Below are 20,011 nucleotides of genomic sequence, written 5' to 3' on the forward strand. Positions count from 1 at the left end.
TGATCTCGATGAAGCTCACAAAGCAAATTGCATCGGTTGCCGTCCTCTGCACCCTTCTGTCGTCAATCTCCTTTTCGGTGTCCGGAAACGATCGGCGGAGCAACGGGCAGCTCCAGGGTTTGGCCACTGCAGACCCGGACATCCTGGAACTTCAGAAACGCTTTCAGAATCCGCCGGATGATTGCCGTGTCATGATGCGCTGGTGGTGGTTTGGGCCCGCGGTGGCCAGGACCGAACTGGAGCGGGAAATGCGGCTCATGAAAGAAGGCGGCATCGGCGGCTTCGAAGTGCAACCGGTCTACCCCGTCGCTTTGGATGATGCGGCCTCAGGGATCAAAAATCTCCCATTCCTCTCCGACGAGTTCATCGACGCTCTCCGTTTCACCTCCGAAAAAGCGCGCGAACTTGGGCTGCGCATGGATCTGACGCTCGGCAGCGGCTGGCCGTATGGCGGTGCACAGGTCCCGATCAGCGATGCCGCAGGCAAACTGCGCGTTGTGAGGGCCCGGGTGCCCGAAAATTCACGAAGGATGCCGGTGCCGGCTGTCGGGGCCGGCGAAAAGCTGATGGCTGTTTTCGTCTGCCGATCACAAGGCCAATCCGTGGTCGGCGACAGCATCCGCGAGATTACCGATATCAGAGACGGTGCCGTTCGACTTCCAGCCGGTCTCCAGGGGCCAAACGAAGTGCTCTTCTTCATTTCAAGCCGCAGCGGCATGATGGTCAAAAGGCCGGCCGTGGGCGCGGATGGATTTGTCCTGAATCACTATGACCGCGCCGCCGTCGAAGGCTATTTGCGCAATGTCGGAGACCGCCTGATGCAGGCATTCCGTGCGCAACCCCCGCACGCTGTCTTCTGTGACAGCCTGGAAGTGTATGAGAGCGATTGGACGGGCGACTTTCTGGAAGAGTTCCACAAACGTCGCGGTTACGACTTGAAGCCGCATCTTCCGGCCCTGGTCATGGATCTGGGATCGGAGAGCGCCGCTATCCGCCAGGACTGGGGCAGGACCCTGACAGAATTGTTCAATGAACGCTTCATGGTGTCTGTGCACGATTGGGCCCGGCGAAACCACACCCTCTTCCGCGTGCAGTGCTACGGAATTCCTCCTGCTGTCATCTCGAGCAATGCCCTCGCCGACCTGTCTGAAGGCGAAGGCTCCCAGTGGAAGAGTCTGCGCGCGTCGCGCTGGGCCGCTTCGGCAAGCCATCTCTATGGGCGTGCCGTGACCTCGTCGGAGACCTGGACCTGGCTGCACTCGCCGGTCTTTCGCGCCACACCGCTGGATATGAAGGCCGAAGCCAACCTCCACTTTCTGCAAGGGATCAATCAGCTGGTCGGACACGGCTGGCCGTACACTGCTGAAGGAGTGGAGTATCCCGGATGGCGGTTCTACGCCGCGGGCGTGTTCAACGAGAATAACCCGTGGTGGATCGTGATGCCCGATGTGACGCGATATTTGCAGCGGATAAGCTACCTGCTCAGGCAAGGGCAACCCTCAAATGACGTCGCCTTCTATCTTCCGGATTGCGACGCGTGGGCCGTCTTCACGCCCGGACGCGCCAACATGATCGATGCTCTGCGTGAGCGCGTTGGCCCGGATGCCATTCCCGCGGTGCTCGATGCGGGATTCAACCTCGACTTCTTCGACGACGAAGCGTTGAAGCAGATGGGCCGAATCGAAAAAAGTGTCCTGGCGTTGGGCGCCAACCGATACCGGGTTGTAATTCTTCCCAATGTGGAACGAATCCCGCTGGAGACTCTGAAAACGCTGGATGAATATGTCCGCTCCGGTGGAATATTGATCGCATCCCGCCGCAAGCCCGCTCTGGCTCCGGGATTTAGAGAAACCCAGGCAGAGAATGCTCAAATCCGTGAAATCTCGCAACGCCTGTTTGAGACTCCATCGGCTCGCTCGCGCTTCGTAGAGGATGAAAAACATCAACTCGGGAGTACACTCCGGGCGCTGTTGCGCCCGGACATCGATCTCTCTCCAGCGCTGCCCGAGATCGGGTTCGTTCACCGAAAGACAAAGGACGTCGAAATCTACTTTCTGGCAAACAGCTCCAACTCGCGCCAAAGCGTGAAGGCGGCATTCCCGGTCGCCGGCATGAAAGCCGAATGGTGGGATCCGCTTTCCGGAAGCCTCTCGACTGCCGAGACAACAGCGGAGCCCGAGGGAAGGATGACGGTTTCGATGAGTTTGGAACCGTATGGTTCACGAATCCTGGTTTTCTCAAAGCGCGTTCTTCCGCAGCAGCCCAAGACGATTCCTCTGATCCCGCCGCTGGATCTTAGCGACGGCTGGCGTGTTTCGTTCGGGCCTGGCAAGCAGTCCACCACGATGGAGCATTTGCAATCGTGGATCGAGGACGAGGCGACCCGCTACTTTTCCGGGACCGCCGTATATGAAAGAGAGATCGCCGTTCCGGACAGCATGATTCAAACCGGCCTCAAAGTAAGGTTGGACTTCGGCGAAGGGCAGCCGGTTCCCGAGATTCCGGGCAGGTCGAGCGGGATGCAGGCATGGTTCGACGGCCCGGTCCGCGAGGCGGCGGTGGTATATGTAAATGACCGGCGCGCCGGCTCGATCTGGTGCCCGCCCTATGCTGTGGACGTGAGCGGATTGTTGACGCGTGGAAAAAACCAGATCAGAATTCTCGTGGCCAACACGGCTATCAACTACATGGCCGGACGATCTTTGCCGGACTATCGCCTGCTCAATTTGCGCTATGGTGTGCGCTTCGAGCCGCAAGACATGGACAAGATCCAACCGGTGCCCTCAGGCTTGCTTGGCCCGATCCGCCTGATTCCGGGGCCGAGGGACCCATCCTGATGCCCGCTGGAGGCATCGCGGCAGCCTGGCCACACCCATAGAAGGGGAACGAAATGAAACACACGATCAATGTGTTGTTTGTTGCCTTCCTCCTTTTGACCGTTATGGCGGGCCCCGCCCGGGCGCAAACGGCCGCCGCGGGACAAAACGACGCAAATACCCCCCTGCATCTGCTCACTCCCAGGTATCCGGTTCCCTATGGTCCCGTTAAGGGGGAAGAGATCGCAGCGATCCTGAACCGGGTGCGCAGTTATCTGGAAGCGTCCACCCCGACGCGAATCATCGATCGGCAGACCAAGGAAGAGATCACGACCTACGCCCGGATCGACACGAATTCGATTCTCGAACCGGGAACATTTCGCCTCATCAGTTACGAATGGGGAGTGGTTTATTCAGCGATGCTTGCGGCCGGAGATGCCACTGGCGATCCCAGGTTTACGGGATACGCCACCAGGCGCATCAAGTTCGTTGCAGATATCGCCCCCTCTTTTCGGGCGCTCTATGGGCGCGCTCCCCGCGAGGACAATCCCTTGCGGTCGGTTTTGGACCCGCGTGCGCTGGATGATTCCGGCTCCATTTGTGCCGCAATGATCAGGGCTTCTCGGGCCGGAGTTCCAATGGACGTGCGTCCCCTGATCGACAATTACATCCGTTACATAAGCGGCAAACAGCTTCGTTTGGCGGACGGGACGCTGGCGCGCAGCCGTCCCCAGCCCGACACACTCTGGCTCGATGATCTCTATATGAGCGTTCCCGCGCTGGCGGAAATGGGAAAACTCACCGGCGAGCGCCGATATTTCGACGACGCCGCAAAACAGGTCCTTCAGTTCTCGCAGCGCATGTTCAACGCAAACCGGGGACTCTATATGCACGGGTGGGTGCAGGGGATGGGCGTGCACCCTGAGTTTCATTGGGCTCGTGCCAACGGCTGGGCAATCATGGCCACCGTTGATCTGCTCGACGTGCTGCCCGAAGATCATCCATCCCGCTCTCGCATACTCGATCTTCTGCGGGCTCACATTCGGGGTCTCGCCGAATGCCAATCCGGCAGCGGTTTCTGGCATCAACTGCTCGATCGGAGCGACTCCTATCTGGAAACTTCGGCCACTGCGATCTATGCCTATTGCATTGCCCATGCCATCAATAAGGGATGGATCGATCCGTCCGCCTATGGACCCATGGCGATGCTCGCCTGGAATGCCGTCTCGACGAAAGTGAATGCGCAGGGCCAGGTCGAAGGCACATGCGTAGGCACCGCGATGGCCTTCGATCCGGCATTCTACTACTACCGGCCGACCAGCGTTTTTGCCGCCCATGGATATGGTCCTGTCATTCTTGCGGGCGCGGAAATGCTCAGGCTGCTCAGAGGCTTCCGGATCGAGATCAACGACAGTTCCGTACAGTTCTACCGCATCAGCGCCGTCAAACAGCGGCCGGCTGCGATGCCGGCTGTCCCATGGATGAAGGCGGGCTATCGGCGGAACAATGGATGCAGGAGGGATTGAGGATGCATGCCCGTTACCCAGCAATTATGCTTCTGCTGATCCTGGCCGTGGTGATCCCGGGAATCGGCGCTGCGAACGCGGTGCGACAGCGGGAATTCGGCAAATGGCCCGACGGTGCATCGCCGCAGGTGATCGGCAAGCGCGTTGCCGAGAACCTCATCGTGCGGCCGTTTCGGGCTCAATCGGATCCGACCAAGGCGGGCGCGGGTGTGATTTATCCCGAGGTTTGCGCTTGGTACGGCGCCCTCACCGTCGCGCACCTGACCAAAGACAGGGATCTGCAGGAGAGGCTCATCAAGAAGTTGGATCAGCTCATGATGCCACCCGACTCGAACATGATCTCGCAGAGCGCACACGTGGACTTTCGGGTCTTCGGCATAGTCCCCCTGGAGGCTTACATCCAGACCAAGGAGAAGAAATACCTGGATTTGGGTAAGGGATTTGCCGACCGACAGTGGGAGGATCCCACACCGGATGGCATCACCCGCGAGGCCAGGTACTGGATTGACGACATGTACATGATTACGGCCGTGCAGGTGCAGGCCTACCGGGCAACCGGCGACTCGCGATACATCGACCGGGCTGCGCTCACTATGACCGCTTACCTCGACAAGCTTCAACAGCCGAATGGGTTGTTTTATCACGCCCTCGATACCCCGTTTTACTGGGGCCGCGGCAATGGCTGGGTCGCCGCGGGGATGGCCGAGCTGTTGCGCTCGCTCCCTGCCGACCACCCGCGGCGGGCCCGGATCATGGCGGGCTACCGGAAGATGATGGAATCACTGCTGAAGTATCAGGGCGAGGACGGCCTGTGGCGCCAGCTCATCGACCGACCGGAAGCCTGGTCCGAAACCTCCGGCACCGGCATGTTCACTTTCGCCATGGTTACTGGAGTCAAATATGGCTGGCTTGATCCCAAGATCTATGGCACAGCGGCGCGTGCAGCCTGGCTCGGTTTGGTGAAAAACCTGGACCAAGATGCCAATGTGGCCAACGTTTGCATAGGGACCAGCAAACTGAACGACCTCGAGTACTATTTGACGCGACCGCGCATCTCCGGCGATCTTCACGGCCAGGCACCCATATTATGGAGCGCCTCGGCGTTCTTGCGCTGACAGCACCCCTTGCGCGGGAATCTCAACTTCTCGATGCAGAGATCTCGATGAGCGAAGCGTGGAACAGATTTCAAGATCCATCGATGCTCTGTGGTTTCTGCGAACTCATCGCTGGGATTTTTTTGGATGCGGCTATGCCGCGCCCTGTTCTTTGTGATCGAGTTGTTTTGCCAAGTGTCTGAATCGCAGGTCCCAGGAAAACAGATCTCAGATTTTACTTTTCTGGTTTCTTGCATTAGCATCTGATAGCGCAAATCATGTCACAACCATGTCAAGGAGGCCCTATGAAACGTAGTAGCATTTCTTGTGTGGTGGCGCTGGCGGTGATTTGTCTGTTTTTCTTCGTTCCCCTCCTGAGCAGCCAGATCAAGCAGGATGCCAAGACCAAGCAGGATCGGCTTGATGGGATTGTCCAGTCGATCGACAAGGACACCTCTACCATCACGATCAGGCAGGTAGGGGCTACGAATTTTGTGTGGCAGATTGTATACGACAAATCCACCCAGTTCACGTATCGCAATAAGCCGGCGACTTTCTCAGAGGTAAAAGAAGGCCGACGCATAATCTGCCTGGGAAAGGCAGACAAGCCGAACAAGTTGCTGGCCACCAGGGTAGATGTCAGGGACAAATAACGCCACGTTGCAGTGGCAGGAAACATGAGCCGAGGTCGCCTGCAAGGCGGCCGACCACCCATGGCGAAAACCGCGGGGCGGGAGAGTTTCCGCCCCGCTAACTCCCTATGCCGCGCTGGTTTCTGGAGGCTGCTTCGACCCATGGTTGCGGCTGTGCCGTGGCGCGCTTTCCCGGACAGGATGCACCCGCTCAACGCTGCCGGGGCTGCCCTCTCCGTCCTGAGGTTGTCCTCTGTGGGAATGACCATCGGGATCCGCTTCAGAGGCACGAATAGGCCGTCATGCATGTAGAGGAGTGAAACTATGCTTCGCAGATGCTCACAGGTGCTGCCCCTTCTCGTGATTTGTCTCCTAATGGACGCTGCCCGCGCAGCCACTGCCACGGATGCAGTTGGCTGGGCGGAAAAAATGGCCGCTTCCGAGATGAAGCGCCGGGGCGACTCCTTGTCATTCGGCAAGGATCCCAAGGCCAAATGGGCCTACGAGACCGGAGTATTCCTGAAAGGTCTGGAGGCAGTCTGGAGCCGGACGGGCGACGGCAAGTACTACGACTACTTGAAGGCCGTCGTGGACTCCTTCGTGAATCCCGACGGTTCGATCACGAGCTACAAACTGGAGGAATACACCCTGGACAACATCAACTGCGGCAAGTTGCTGCTTTCGCTCTATCAGAGAACCAGGGAAGACAAGTACCGGAAGGCGGCCTCCATGCTGATGAAGCAACTCGAGACCCAGCCGCGCACGCGCGAAGGCGGCTTCTGGCATAAGCAGATTTACCCCTTCCAGATGTGGCTCGACGGGATCTACATGGCCTCCCCCTTTATGGCTCAATATGCCCGGATCTTCAACATGCCTGCCGGCTTCGACGAGGTTGCCAACCAGGTCATCTGGATGGAAAACCACGCGCGTGACGGCCGGACCGGCCTGCTCTATCACGGGTGGGATGAAAGTCATGCGCAGGAGTGGGCGGATCCGAAGACAGGCTGCTCGAAGTGTTTCTGGGGCCGGGCCATGGGCTGGTACGCGATGGGGATCGTCGACGTGCTCGATTTCCTTCCCGAGAAACATCCTCGCCGGCGGGCGTTGATTGCGATCCTCGCACGTTTGTCCAGGGCTTTGGCGAACTACCAGGACAAAGAGACAGGACTATGGTACCAGGTCGTGGATCAGGGCGGACGCGATGGGAATTATCTGGAAGCTTCCGCCTCGTCCATGTTCGTTTATGCCTTTGCGAAAGGAGTTCGCAAAGGCTACCTGGGCGGCGAGTATGCTGCGAGGGCGCGAAAAGGCTACGAGGGGCTGGTCAATCACCTGGTCAAACCCGGCGAGGACGGCAGCATCAGCCTCACGCAGATCTGCAGTGTCGGGGGTCTCGGCGGTCCGCAGAAGCGGGACGGAACCTTCGAATACTACATGAGTGAGCCGGTCGTCGCGAACGATCTGAAAGGTATCGGCGCGTTCCTCATGGCAAGCATCGAGGTGGACCTGCTCTCCACAGCCGGCGCCTCCAAGTAAGCGATCTCTCTTCTCATTTTCAAGGAAACGGAGAAGATGCGCTGCATCTCGCCTTTCCACAGCCCTGGGAAAGGTCCTGCTCAGCGGCCTTCCGAAGAAGGAGGTGCAGCGCCTCGTCCGCATCCAGGGATTGCCTCGGCTGACCCCAAGAACTCTGGTCAGCAGGCAGGCACTTGCCGCCGAACCGGAGCAGGCGCGCAGGCAGGGCTTTGCCCTGGACAACGAGGAGAACGAATTGGACGGGCGTTGTATCGGCGCACCGATCGCCGGGCCGGGCGGCCGGATCGCGGCGGCGCTGAGCATTTCCGCGTCCGTTTTCCTCATGGGCATGGCGAGGGCCGAGACCCTGGCAGGCGAACTGACCGATGCCTGCCGCGCGATCTCATGCGCTCTCATCCCGCGCGCCTGAGCCGTAGAATGTCGGGATCTACCAGCGCTTGGCTTTGGCTGGTTCCATTCTTCGGAGGTCAAGCCCTCGCTCGAAGGCACCGAGGCGATAGATGCAGATTTCACGGAGCGTGGAAGGATGATGGAGCACTTCCGACAGAGACTGGCCGCCGACTGCCCACACACCGCCGCCCCGCACTACGACGATCTTGTAGTCGTGCAACATCCGGATGAATTTGTCCCAATCGAAGTGCGCGGGCAGAATCGGAATAACCAGATAAAGGAAACTCCCCTCCGCATCGAAGGGAATGATACGGTCAGCCGGCTCGGTTTCGCCGGGATAGATGAAATGCGCTGCGGCTTCAGCCTCAGGCACATGGCAATGCATGATCGTCTGGAAGTCGCTCGTGTCATAGATCGCTTTGTGCGTTTTCAATTCCACATCGTCCCCGCCGTCAGGCCGCAGCGGCAGGCGTAGAAGCGGGCCGCCGATGTCCCGCGGCATCGAGGCCTTGGGAGCATATAGGACCGTGTCTACTCCGCGCACCGACATGGATCCTGTGTGGAAAGCAGAAAGCCGTGACTCGAAAATCCTGTGCCCGGCCTTGATGAATTCGCGACGGATCTCTTCCTCTTCGGGGAAGTCGCAGCGGGTATCGTCTCCGGTGGTATAGGCAGGCGGAGGGTAGGTGAAGCATGCGTTCGAGTCCGCGGCGATCCGCCTGCGCAGGGCCTCCACATCCACGCGCCATCTCTCCATGTTCCTGACCACGGCCCCCGCAGTATTGCCGACACACAACCGGAAAAACGTCTCCTGGAGAGTCGTGCCTTTGGCGATCGCGCCGTGGCCGAATATGATGGTCAGGGGGCGATCTGCGAGCCGCTCCGGGATAATCCTGGCCATTTCGGGCGAGCCGCTGGGGACTGCGAACCAATCGACGGGGATGTGGCTGCCCAGATGGTAATAGCCGAGCGGGTCCACGGGCTGAAAGGCGGCAGGCCGGCCCGGTTTGGGCGCATCGTCCAGAGTGACGATCGTCAGTTCTTTGACATGGGCATGAAAGGAAGCTCGGACGCCAGGCAGGGCGAGGATCCGGGCGTGAATATCCGTTTCGGAGGAGGCCTTGTAGTAACCGTAATCGGTTTCGGTGGCCGAGAGGAAACAGAGCTGGGTTCGGTCGAGATCCCCTTTCTGCGAACCGGAAGCGGTGATCACGATCTCGTCCTCGCCCCGTTCATTGATGTGGCGTACTGCCATGTTGCCGGAATGGCTGTCCTGGATGTCGTAAGCAAGCGAGGCGCTGCCGATGACCCGGAAAAGGCGGAGGAGATCGCTGCTGGCTTGCCATTTTTGGCTGGGACCGCTCAATGGTTTCCCTCCCGGATCCGCAAGTGGTCGAGAGATTCGCGCGTTGGTCTTCCCTGGTCATCCCAACCGCGGACCCTGTAATAATCTCCCCGCATGTGTTCCATGTCGGCACTGCTGATGCGCCGTTCGCAGTCCCCCACCCGAATGGGGATCTCGCTGAAGCGAGCGGGAAGAAGATCATCCTCGGCGGTGACGCCGGCCGCCAGGTTGAACAATCGTTCCAGGGCCGCAATGCGGTTGGCGATCTCTTCGAAGCGTGTGGCGGAAAAATCGCGGCCGGTAATTCCGCTGACCATTCTTGCCCAGGGATCCGTGGAGAAGGCAAAGCCGGTAAAACGGCATATGCCCAGGCTGTCCTGGAGAATGCCAAGATTCTGCATGTTCCGGATGGCGATGGGTGACTGCAGCAGGCTGAAGCGGGGAATCTCCCTGGTGCCCCCGAAGAAAGCGAGAGAAACCGCGTATCCTCCCCGCAGGTGGCAGGCGCCGGTAGGTGAGGTCATATAGCCGAGAGCCTGCGGGTAAGAGGCGCGTGGATCGTAGCCGGGGATTTCCAGTTTCTTGACGGTCATGGAGTATTCCGGATGCCCGTAGGCGGCAGCCAGCCGCCAGGAGCCCTCCGCTAACCGGTCGCCGATACCCTGCCGCAGGGCGATCTTGCGGACAAGATTCTCCAGAGTGAAGCAGCTGCCGAAGGAGAGGTCCACGTCGCACGTGTCGGCAGCCGGAATATGGCCCCGTTCATAAAGCTCCATGGCGCAGGCCAGGGTTCCGCCGTAGCTGATGGTGTCGATGCCGTACTCGTTGCACCGGTAATTGGCTCGAGTGATGGCGGCAAGATCGTAGATATCGCAGACCGGGCCCATCAGTACCGTGGTCTCATACTCCGGACCTTCACCGCTCTCCTCCTGTCCATTGGCATTTTCGACCCGAGTGTGCCGCTGGCAACCGATGGGGCAGAGGAAACACCCGCCGGCTTTTTGGAGAAAGGTCTTGGCCAGGGTCTCACCGGAAATGTTCTCCACGCTTTCCTCGATATGGAGGCAGTCCTGGAAATTCCGGTGCGGCAGCATGCTGATGAGGTTGATCAGCTCGATGAGTCCGGCAGTGCCGAATTCGCGCAACAGCCTCTTGGTGACGGGCGCTTGTTTCATCAGGTAGACGGCCTGGTCGCGCCCCGATTGATACCTGCCCTGATCGGCCGTGCCGGCTTTCGTGTTGCCGCGGATGCGGATGGCTTTGAGTTTCTTGCTGCCCCAAACGGCTCCCGGACCGCAGCGACCATAGACGCGGTTACGATCGTTGGCCACGGCCGCCAGGCGGACGAGATTCTCCCCTGCCGGGCCGATGCACAGCACACGCCAGGGATTGCCCGGCTCGCTGCTGTCACTCAGGGCATCGGTGGTTTCGTGGATGTTCCTGCCCCAGAGATGCGTGGCCGGCCGGATCTCGACGCGCTCCGGTTGGATGTCGATGAGCACGGGCGCGCGCGCTGCCCCCTCGATTACCAGGGCATCGTAGCCGGCTCCTTTCAACCCCGCGGCCCAACTCCCTCCCGAATTCGAAGTGCCGATGATTCCCGTCAGGGGTGATTTGAAAACCATGTGCCCGCGGCCGGCCGTCGGGGCGTTCGAGCCGATGAGTGGTGAAGCGGCGATCACAACTGCATTGTCAGGTCCCAGAGCATCGGCCGCCGGCTCGACGCGGTTGCAGAAAATTCGCGTGGCCAGCCCGCGGCCGCCGAGGTAATCCGTAACCATCTCGGGATCGAGTGGCAACACCTGTGCCCTGCCTGAGGACAGATCGATGCTCAGTACTTTGCCGTGATAACCGGATATCGGGAAATCGGCCATGATTGTCGGTTCTCTCTCGCCTTTCAGCCGCCTGCCAGAAAGGGGAAGATGGCGATTGCGTCTCCGTCGGCCAACTCAGTTGCCAATCCATTCAGGGCTTGAGCGGGGGTACCGTTTTTCATGACCACCACCTGCGCATTGAGTTCCTCGCCGGTGAGAAGTTCCCGTCGGCGGGCAGGAGTGTTGCCCAGGGAGCGCAGCAACTGGCCCAGGGTACTTCCTGGAGGGAGTCGGACCAGTTTTTCTTTCGCGCCGAAAAGAGCCGGGAAATGGACCAGAAATTTCACTCTCACGGTGATTCCGCCCGGCGCTGTTGCATGGACGGCATCGGAGGAAGAAGATCCGGAATTCATAGTTTCAGTCACACTCCCAGCCAAGGCCGGATGTTAGAGATGTCCTGCGCCATTTTCAAGGGCTTTGAGAGTTTGCGTCTCTGAAACGATCATTTACAGATGCATTTCGCTTCCGCAAATGAGGTTCCCCGCAGTCGCTCTGTGGGGATTGCTGTATCATGCTGCCGCATTCAGGTCGAAAACGTGTTGGTTCCTATGAAACGAGGTATATGCTATTGGATGCCTGTGCCTCTGCGCGCGTTCATCAAGTGGGGGTCAGATTTACAGGCTCCCGGTGTTGCTTTTCCAGCTTAACCACCCTGCATTTGTCATGGGCTATTACGACGACATACGGAAGGTAGTTTGCCGCATCCCTCGAGGCGAAGTTGCGACCTACGGGGAAGTGGCTCGTGCTGCGGGTCATCCGGGAACTGCACGGCAGGTCGCCTGGGCGCTGCGGGACGCGGATGTTCGAGGGATTCCCTGGCATCGAGTGCTCGGGAGCCGCGGCACGATTCTGCTGCCGGACCAGGCAGGGCTGTTGCAGCGCCGCCTGCTGGAACGCGAAGGAGTGAGATTCGCCGGGGCGCGCGTCGACCTGGCACACCACGCCTTCCAGTTCCCGCCCCAAAGGCCCTGCCGCAGACAGCGCTGACGAACCGCATGTACATCCTGGGAACTGCACACCTTTATTGGTGGGGTCAACGACCAGGGAAAGTGCCCCCGTACAGTCAGGATCTGGAAGACTGTCAATCCATCTCCAGGTAGCACCGCCATCGGTGGTTTTCCAGATCCTCGTGCTACCACCGAGATAGGTTGAATAGAGCCATATCGATCTCCAGATTTGGGTGATGGGAATCTGCTTTTTTCAGATCCTGGATTTTGGGGGAACGGCCTTTTCCGTTAGAAATACGTGGATGTGTTGATCGATCTCTTCGAGCTGTCGGTAGGCGGCAATGGTGATGTGCGGCGAAGAGTTGCCTGTGATCATCTTTGAGATTGCCAAGCCTTCGCGATATAGGCAGAGGACCGGAATGTGCCGTTCGAGCGCATATCGCACCTCATAGCCCACGCCGAGCGACGGGGTTGATACTTCGGCGATCACGGCGTCAGATTCCCGGATCCAGGCGACATCGCGCTCGTAGACGTCGCGAGCGGAAACGCGGCTCTCACTTTCCAGCACATTGGAATCGGCAACATGCAGGGTCGGAACTGTGTGTCCGCGATCCTGGAGAAGGGCAACGATGCGTTGATACACGGCAAGGTATTCACGACCGCCGGAGATCGCCCCGGAGAAGTATATTCGCATGCCGGCGATTATACCTTGTAGGCCGCTGCAGCCTGACTGAAACCAGTCGATTTCGATCCTTCCCCCGATAAAGACCTCATTTGTCCTCACTTTCTCCTTGTGCCTGCAGGTTGAACAGCCTATAAAGCTGATAATCACAGGTCCTGCAAAGAACTGCTGACGGATGAGATCAACGCGGCGCCCCGAGCGCCGGCTCAATGGCATGACCATTTGGGGAGGCAGATGATGCGATGTGCCCGTTGTCCCTTCATATGCATTTGTATTGCTTGCGTGTTGGTTCCTTCACTGCTCGGGCAGGGTGTGCTGCGTCCCCCACCGCAGCCGCGCCCCAGCGCCGAGCAGATAAAGAACGCACACCAGGCGCTGTCGGAAGCGACGAGCCTCGCCCAGTACAGTCCCGATCCATCTATAATCGCCGAGCTGCTGCAAGGCTGGGTTCGCCTGGATCCCGGGAAGGCGCCAGGTGTCTTTGATACGCTTTATTCCCGACTGCGCGCTCAAGCTCAGACGGCTTCCGATTTGCCGACCTACCAGCGCTGCACTGTGTCTGTTCAGGCGCTGCTGTCTTCCTATGCGTCCGTCGATCCCGGACGGATCGCGGACCTCATCCATCAGTGGCCGGAGCCGCCGGCATCATTCGGCGAACCTGCCCGGCAATGGTACGAACAGGCCTCAGCCCGTCTCAAGAGGCTGATCGCGCCCGATCTGGCCCGTGAACATCCGCAACAGGCTGTCAATCTGGCCAGGGAACCAGCCCCGAGCCGGGGACGAGGCCCAAGCGGGATGGAGTATGTGACCAATGGCCGCATAATCCTGAAGATGAGCCTCGGAGGCCAAAAGGAAGAGGCCCTGAAGCTTGCAGACCAGACGATGGCAGACTTTGCCAAAGAGGAGCCTGATGCGCAGACGATCAGGAGCTACTCGAGCTTCCTCAACCAACTGTCCCGCATCGATGCTGACCGCTATGTCCGGGCGTTGAATTTGTTGCTGCCGGCGCTGGACAAACAGGGAAATGCCTCGTCCGGAGGGGTTCTGGCGGTCGGGGATCGTTCCGTAGCGCTTACCTGGTCGGAAGCGGTTATCGTGGACTTGGGCCGCAACCTGATGGGGGGACCCGACTTGGCGCTGACCACTCTGAGCGTGCTCCCGGGACTGAAACCGAAGTTGGATAGCGTCGATTTCATCAAGACGGTCGTGACAAGCAAGCCTAAGGTTGCCTACAATCTTACCTATTCGCTCGACGGCCGCTCCATAGGCGGCGGAGGCATCCCCGGCTCTCCGGGCCCGACCGCTCTCTTGTATCAGAACCTGCGCGGACAGTCGAAAACGAATCCCGCCTTCGTCAGGCAAAAACTCTCCGAGGCAGCAAAAACTCCTGAGGATATGAATGTTCTGATCGGCGTGGCCACCCAGGCCCGCATGCAGGATCCGGATCTGGCCTCCATGGCGCTCGATGCCGCCACGCAGCTGGTCAAGCAGATCGAACCGCCGAGAAATCGCGCGGTTTCCCTGCAAAACCTCATGCTCGCGTATCGCAGGATCGAGGGCAAAGCGAGCGCGGATCTGGTGCAGGAGGGATTTCGCCTGCTGAGCCGGCTGGGTACGGAGGAAAAAAGCCAGAAGGTAACCCCCGTCGTGGTTCATATGGGTGGCGGCAATTTCACCTCCATCGGCAGCACTTCGACTCAGCTCGAAGCCTCACTCGTTGCAGAACTGGCGCTATACGATTACGAAAAGGCAATGTCCTACGTTCGTACCATCCCCGAGAATCAGAGACTGGTTGCTTTGGTCCGGATCGTTCAGGCCTTGTCACAGGGCTTTTGACGGAAGCCCGGATGGCCGCACGCATCGCAGTGCGGCTGCTGGACGTCAATCCATTTGTGCCGACGGTTTCTGCCACGGGCGCTGCCGCAATTCCGTTCGGCAAACAGGATGAACGACTCCTGCGGGATTTGCCAGGTGCCCAACGCCGAGTAAGAAAGGACTTTCTTGAAACATGCTCCGTTTTGGATTGTTGTCCTTGCACTCGCTGCGGTGATCGCGGCGGCCGTTCCAGCCGCAGGGCAGGGCAATTACGAGATTCAAGTCTATGGCGCGGAGACAGTCAAACCGCACCATACCATGCTGGAGTTCCACACCAATTTCGCCTTTTCGGGTATCAAAAATCCTGCCGACGGTACTCGCCCAACCCAGCACGCGTTGCACGAAACGATCGAGATAACTCATGGCTTTAAATCGTGGTTCGAAACCGGTTTCTACATTTTCACTTCCGCCCGTTCCGGTGATGGCTGGGATTTAGTGGGCAGTCACATCCGGCCACGGCTCCGAATGCCGGAAAGATGGCACTGGCCTGTGGGCGTAAGCATCTCGAACGAGATCGGATGGCAACGCCGGCAATTCTCTCCCGACACCTGGACGTGGGAACTGCGCCCGATAATTGATAGGCAGATCGGCCCCTTGTACCTCTCGTTTAATCCTGCTTTTGACAAGTCCTTCCAAGGGGAGAGTTCCAGCCGGGGTTTCGAATTTTCGCCAAACTTCAAGGTCGGTTACCAGGTCTCAAAAAAAATCGCTGCCGGCCTCGAATATTACGGCGCGCTGGGCCCGGTCGGCAATTTCGATCCGCTCAAAGATCAGCAACAGCAGATCTTCTCCGTGATCGACCTCGACATCGCTCCCCAATGGGAAATCAACTTCGGTTTCGGCGCGGGCATGACCCGCAGTACGGATCACCTGATCGCCAAATTCATCCTCGGCTATCGCTTCGACTTCTGATTCACGAAAGCGTCTGCCTGGTGTGCCTTACTGACATCCGGTGAATCTCCCAGGGATTTTCCCTCCATAAACCAGGGATCTACCTAGTTTTCTTTTCATGACCTGGGGCCTTACAAAGGAGCGAGTGCGCACAGCGTGCGCATCACGATCGGCTGAGGCAGGAGGTCGTCATGGGACAGGCTCTTCGGCAGTGTCAAGGAATCCAATTGATTTGCGTCTGTTGTGTGTGCGGAGAGGCACGGGACGATATCGCGGTTGATGGCACCTGGCACAACCTCAGAGCATATCTGCACCAATATGGACTCAATGAACAGGATCTTGTTTTTTCCCATACCTTCTGCCCCTCCTGTTTGACGCTCTACAGGCAATTGTCAGGCCTGCCGACCGCGAACAAGTCCCCGGTCTCCCGGGCTGCGCTGGGAGGATAAAGGTGGTCACTATGGATTCCGACTACGAAATGGAAGCGGCACCCCCGGATTTTCCCGTGGGAACCACCCTCGGGGCGGACACACATACACCTCACCTTCTCGATGTCAGGCAACCGGTCGAACTCAAAATGAACTGCGGGGTACTACTGTCCCCGGCTGAGATTTGAGTGCGATCCGCGGTAATTCCCGGCACGCAGGCTCGCGCCGCCGCCCTCGATTTCGCCTAACCTGGCAGTCGAACTTCCCGGTTCCTCTTTGGGCTGGCCCCAGAGGATCTAGGAGCTTCCCCGGATCAAGGCAGGAGGACCGGGATTAGTATCACGGTATGAGGACGACAGGCGGGACCCGCCGGTGAGTCTTTGCAGGTCCTCCAGGGCGCGCCTTGCCGTGCTCAACTCGGTCCGCGGGTAAAGCCCCAGCCAAAGGAGGATTCCGATCATCAGGACCATCACGACGCCTTCGCGTGCCGTCATGTCGTAAAGGGTCCAGTGTTCTGTGTCTCGCGCCGGCGCACCATGGAAGACCCGCTGGATGATCCGGAGCGAGTATAGGGTGGCAACGACGAAGCCCACCGTTGCCGTTGCGGCCAGCGGGATGCTGACCCGGTAGGTTCCCAACAACACCAGGAATTCGCCCACGAAATTTCCCATGCCGGGCAGCCCAAGCGAAGCCAGTGCCAGGACCATCGCCGCTCCTCCCATGCGCGGCAGGCGGGACCACAGGCCTCCCATGCGCTCCATGTCGCGCGTGTGGATGCGCTCGTCGACATCGCCGACCAGAACAAACAGCGCCCCCGTACTGATGCCGTGCGCGAGCATGATCGTCAGCGCTCCCTGCAGCGACAGTTGGTTCCAGGCGAAGATGCCCAGAATCACGAAGCCCATATGGCTGATGCTCGAATAGGCCACCAGTCGCTTCAGGTCCCTTTGCCCAAAAGACAGGCTGGCTCCGTAGATGATACTGATGATGCCGAGAAGCATAGCGACAGGGGCAAATTCAAAAGCGGCCTTCGGGAACAGCGGGATCAGGAAGCGCAGGAATCCATAGGCGCCCACTTTCAATACCAGCCCGGCGAGGATCACGCTCGCCGCGGTGGGGCCTTCGGTGTGCGCATCCGGCAGCCAGGTATGAAGCGGCACCGCCGGCAGCTTTACAGCGAAAGCGGCAAAGAATCCCAGCATCAGCAGAAAGGAGGTGCCTGCGGGCATCGGGGTGCCGATCAACTCTATGTAGTCAAAAGTGTAGACGCCGGTGGCACGGCCGTGAATGAAGTAGAGCCCAAGGATCGAAACCAGCATCAGCAGCCCGCTGACCTGCGTGAAGATGAAGAACTTGACCGCAGCATAGATGCGCCGCGCTTCGTGGCCCCAGATCGCGATCAGCAGGTATAGGGGTACCAGCATGATTTCCCATGAAAAGTAAAAGAGAAACAGGTCCAGAGCCATGAAGATGGCGGCAAAAGCCGAAACGCAAAAAAGCAGGTTGAAATGGAAGAAACCGACACCTTTCCGGATCGATTTCCAGGAGGCAAGCACCGCCACGATTCCCAGCAGGTTGGAGAGGGCGATAAGCAGGAGGGTAATGCCGTCCATTCCGAGATGGAAGCTGATGCCGAGCTGGGGAATCCAGGGAACCCTGAAAAGAAGCAGCCACGGGCCGGCGTCGGTCAACTCGATCTGATGAACGTGCTGGATCCACAGGGCGATGAGCAATCCCATGTGTCCGACCAGCACCGCGAGGGCAACCCAGCGCGGCCACATCGATCCGAGCCGTCCCGAGACCCACGCGACCAGGCCACCCAGGAAGAAGATGACGATGATCCACGGAAGTATCGATGGGCCTATCATAGGAACACCGCCAGAGCGATCGCAATGACCGCTCCCACTCCGATCACCGCCGCATAAAGCCGCACCTGCCCCGTTTCGGTGGCGCTCAAACCGGCGTGGCCAAGGCGTGCGCACCATGCGATTGCGCCGTAGAAGAGGTCGATGAAGTCGTTGCGGTTGATCCGGCAAATCCAGAGGTAGGGCTGGACCAGGATTTTTTCATAGAGCCAGTCGAAGCCCCAGCCGGCGAAGAAAAAACTGTGCATCGCTCCGCCCGGCGCGGTCTGTGTGAAGCGTTCTGTGACCTTGCGGCGGCGCAGGAAGAGGAGATAGGCCAGACAAATTCCGGAGAGCGACACTGCGATCGAGACAATTTCGAAGAGACCTTCCTGGCCTGCCGCCTCCGGGCGAATCTGGGCAGCTGGCAGAGCATGACCAAGAAAATCAGCGAACGGCGTGAAATGGCCCAGGGTTTCAGGCAGCTCCACAAACCCGCCGATGACCGAGAGCGCGGCCAGGATTACCAGAGGAAGCTGAAGAAGCAAGCCGGGCTTGTGGCTGATCTGTGTCCGGGCTGGTCCGAAGAAAGTGACGAACACCATGCGGAACGTGTATAGCGCGGTCAGCAAGGCCCCGACGAGGGCTGCCAGGTAAAGCCAGGCTCCGCCCCCGGCGCCCGACCACGCATACCAGATGATCGAGTCCTTGCTGTAGAAGCCTGCCGTGATCAGGGGGAATGCTGCCAGGGACCCCGAGCCGAGGAGAAAAGTCCAGAAGGTCAGAGGAAGTCGCTCACGCAGTCCCCCCATCTTGAACATGTTGTGCTCATGGTGCTGAGACAGGATGACCACTCCGGCGCCCAGAAATAAGAGCGCCTTGAAGAACGCGTGGGTCATGAAGTGAAACACGCCGGCGGACCAGGCGCCCACGCCAAGGGCGAGAAACATGTAACCGATCTGGCTGATGGTCGAGTACGCCAGCACCCGTTTGATGTCGACCTGTGTGATGCCGCTGAAACTCGAGATCAGCAGCGTCAGCGCGCCGATGGTTGCCACGATGGTCAGGGCTACCGGGGAGAGTTCAAATAGCGCGTGAGTGCGCGCGATGAGATAAACGCCGGCTGTCACCATCGTCGCCGCATGGATCAAGGCGCTGACGGGGGTTGGTCCTGCCATCGCGTCGGGGAGCCAGGTCTGGAGAGGGAGTTGCGCCGATTTCCCTATCGCGCCGCCCAACAGAAGCAGGGAGGCAGCCAGCGCCAGCGAGGAACCCGTCGCCCACCGCTGCACCGCTTGCTGAAGCAACTCGTGAATGTTCAGCGTGCCCAGGTTGTGAAAAAGCAGGAAAAGCCCGACAGCCATGGCTGTATCGCCGATGCGCGTAACGACAAACGCCTTGCGCGCGGCGTACCCGTTGACGGGATCCTTGTACCAGAAGCCGATCAGCAGATAGCTGCACAGCCCCACACCCTCCCAGCCAAGGTACAGGAAGAGCAGGTTGTCGGCCAGCACCAGGCAAAGCATGGAACCGACGAAGAGATTCATGTATGCGAAGAAGCGGCTGTAACCTTCCTCATCCGACATGAACTCGATCGAATACAGCAGGATGAAGAAACCGACAAATGTGATCACTGACGCAAAAATCAGCGACAGCGGGTCGAGGTAAAAAGAGATGCCGGCACTGAAACCAGCGACGGAAATCCACTCCCAAAGGCTTTGGGAATAGACGTATCCCGGCGGTGGCGTGGAGATAAAGGCGAATGCGATCAGGATTGTCAGCAAGGCGGAGACACCCGCGAAACCCGCTCCGATGATCGCCACGCCTGTTTGCGAAAAACGCCGGCCGAAAAGGGCGAGAATGAAAAAACTCGCAAATGGCAGGATGGGAATCAGCCACAGAAGTTCAAGCATACATCGATTCACCTCGTTGACGGCTGCCGGTAACTCTGCGGCCCATTACCATCCTCCAAAAATACCGCGCGCCCAATTGTTGCTCAAGTCATGAGCAGACAGGGAGTCAGGAGCCAGAAGTCGGGAGAAAAACGAGTGCGGGGTCACCGTCATGGTGCGCCTGGCTGGCCGTCCATTCAGTTCCATCCTATCGGAACCATGTCGTTCTTATTCTGGCT

Annotated in this window: 17 protein-coding genes; 10 read left to right on the forward strand and 7 right to left on the reverse strand. The window is 59.1% G+C overall.

Annotated features, from left to right (window positions below):
• The first annotated feature begins 8 nt into the window (after positions 1-8).
• From LAP85_06865 to LAP85_06890, 6 genes are all read left to right on the forward strand, one after another.
• Positions 9-2,837: a glycoside hydrolase gene (locus tag LAP85_06865; protein MBZ5496108.1), complete on the forward strand. Its 2,829-nt coding sequence runs from the start codon at positions 9-11 to the stop codon at positions 2,835-2,837.
• 53 nt (positions 2,838-2,890) lie between these two features.
• A complete protein-coding gene (locus LAP85_06870) occupies positions 2,891-4,342 on the forward strand; it encodes a glycoside hydrolase family 88 protein (GenBank protein ID MBZ5496109.1) in 1,452 nt (483 codons plus the stop codon).
• Positions 4,343-4,368: 26 nt separating this feature from the next.
• Positions 4,369-5,457, forward strand: a complete 1,089-nt coding sequence (locus LAP85_06875; GenBank protein ID MBZ5496110.1) for a glycoside hydrolase family 88 protein — start codon at positions 4,369-4,371, stop codon at positions 5,455-5,457.
• A 284-nt stretch (positions 5,458-5,741) separates the two neighbouring features.
• Positions 5,742-6,089, forward strand: coding sequence for a hypothetical protein (locus LAP85_06880; GenBank protein ID MBZ5496111.1), 348 nt, complete (start codon positions 5,742-5,744; stop codon positions 6,087-6,089).
• A gap of 303 nt (positions 6,090-6,392) precedes the next feature.
• The gene (locus tag LAP85_06885; protein MBZ5496112.1) at positions 6,393-7,604 is read left to right on the forward strand and encodes a glycoside hydrolase family 88 protein; all 1,212 of its coding nucleotides are present in this window, start codon (positions 6,393-6,395) and stop codon (positions 7,602-7,604) included.
• A gap of 64 nt (positions 7,605-7,668) precedes the next feature.
• The gene (locus LAP85_06890; protein ID MBZ5496113.1) at positions 7,669-8,013 is read left to right on the forward strand and encodes a hypothetical protein; all 345 of its coding nucleotides are present in this window, start codon (positions 7,669-7,671) and stop codon (positions 8,011-8,013) included.
• Positions 8,014-8,031: 18 nt separating this feature from the next.
• Here the strand turns inward: LAP85_06890 and LAP85_06895 are convergent, their stop codons facing one another.
• Genes LAP85_06895 through LAP85_06905 form a run of 3 tightly spaced genes read right to left on the reverse strand, consistent with a single transcriptional unit; the run spans position 8,032 to position 11,506 of the window.
• Complete coding sequence (locus LAP85_06895; protein MBZ5496114.1) at positions 8,032-9,360, reverse strand: class II aldolase/adducin family protein; 1,329 nt, start codon at positions 9,358-9,360, stop codon at positions 8,032-8,034.
• Positions 9,357-11,213, reverse strand: coding sequence for an aldehyde ferredoxin oxidoreductase family protein (locus LAP85_06900; GenBank protein ID MBZ5496115.1), 1,857 nt, complete (start codon positions 11,211-11,213; stop codon positions 9,357-9,359). The genes LAP85_06895 and LAP85_06900 overlap by 4 nt, the downstream gene beginning before the upstream one ends.
• 23 nt (positions 11,214-11,236) lie before the next feature.
• Positions 11,237-11,506 (reverse strand): MoaD/ThiS family protein, encoded by a 270-nt coding sequence (locus tag LAP85_06905; protein ID MBZ5496116.1) that lies wholly within the window; start codon positions 11,504-11,506, stop codon positions 11,237-11,239.
• 370 nt (positions 11,507-11,876) lie between these two features.
• On the opposite strand from LAP85_06905, the gene LAP85_06910 reads away from it, so the two are divergent.
• Positions 11,877-12,200, forward strand: coding sequence for an MGMT family protein (locus LAP85_06910; GenBank protein ID MBZ5496117.1), 324 nt, complete (start codon positions 11,877-11,879; stop codon positions 12,198-12,200).
• A gap of 213 nt (positions 12,201-12,413) precedes the next feature.
• Here the strand turns inward: LAP85_06910 and LAP85_06915 are convergent, their stop codons facing one another.
• Positions 12,414-12,944 (reverse strand): nucleoside 2-deoxyribosyltransferase, encoded by a 531-nt coding sequence (locus LAP85_06915; GenBank protein MBZ5496118.1) that lies wholly within the window; start codon positions 12,942-12,944, stop codon positions 12,414-12,416.
• 180 nt (positions 12,945-13,124) lie between these two features.
• Here LAP85_06915 and LAP85_06920 point away from each other — a divergent pair, with 180 nt between their 5' ends.
• Both LAP85_06920 and LAP85_06925 read left to right on the forward strand, forming a co-directional pair.
• Positions 13,125-14,678: a hypothetical protein gene (locus LAP85_06920; GenBank protein MBZ5496119.1), complete on the forward strand. Its 1,554-nt coding sequence runs from the start codon at positions 13,125-13,127 to the stop codon at positions 14,676-14,678.
• A gap of 186 nt (positions 14,679-14,864) precedes the next feature.
• Positions 14,865-15,629: a hypothetical protein gene (locus LAP85_06925; protein MBZ5496120.1), complete on the forward strand. Its 765-nt coding sequence runs from the start codon at positions 14,865-14,867 to the stop codon at positions 15,627-15,629.
• 110 nt (positions 15,630-15,739) lie between these two features.
• Here LAP85_06925 and LAP85_06930 read toward each other — a convergent pair whose 3' ends face one another.
• On the reverse strand, positions 15,740-15,961 hold the full coding sequence (locus LAP85_06930) for a hypothetical protein (protein ID MBZ5496121.1): 222 nt from the start codon (positions 15,959-15,961) through the stop codon (positions 15,740-15,742).
• 107 nt (positions 15,962-16,068) lie between these two features.
• Between LAP85_06930 and LAP85_06935 the strand changes: the two genes are divergently transcribed.
• Complete coding sequence (locus LAP85_06935) at positions 16,069-16,224, forward strand: hypothetical protein (protein MBZ5496122.1); 156 nt, start codon at positions 16,069-16,071, stop codon at positions 16,222-16,224.
• Positions 16,225-16,332: 108 nt separating this feature from the next.
• On the opposite strand, the gene LAP85_06940 is transcribed toward LAP85_06935, so the two are convergent.
• On the reverse strand, positions 16,333-17,904 hold the full coding sequence (locus LAP85_06940) for an NADH-quinone oxidoreductase subunit M (GenBank protein MBZ5496123.1): 1,572 nt from the start codon (positions 17,902-17,904) through the stop codon (positions 16,333-16,335).
• Positions 17,901-19,793 carry an NADH-quinone oxidoreductase subunit L gene (nuoL, locus tag LAP85_06945; protein MBZ5496124.1) on the reverse strand — a complete coding sequence of 631 codons (1,893 nt, stop codon included), beginning with the start codon at positions 19,791-19,793 and terminating at the stop codon, positions 17,901-17,903. The genes LAP85_06940 and nuoL overlap by 4 nt, the downstream gene beginning before the upstream one ends.
• Between the last annotated feature and the right edge of the window lie 218 nt (positions 19,794-20,011).

This window comes from Terriglobia bacterium, assembly GCA_020072565.1.
Taxonomy (GTDB): domain Bacteria; phylum Acidobacteriota; class UBA6911; order UBA6911; family UBA6911; genus JAFNAG01.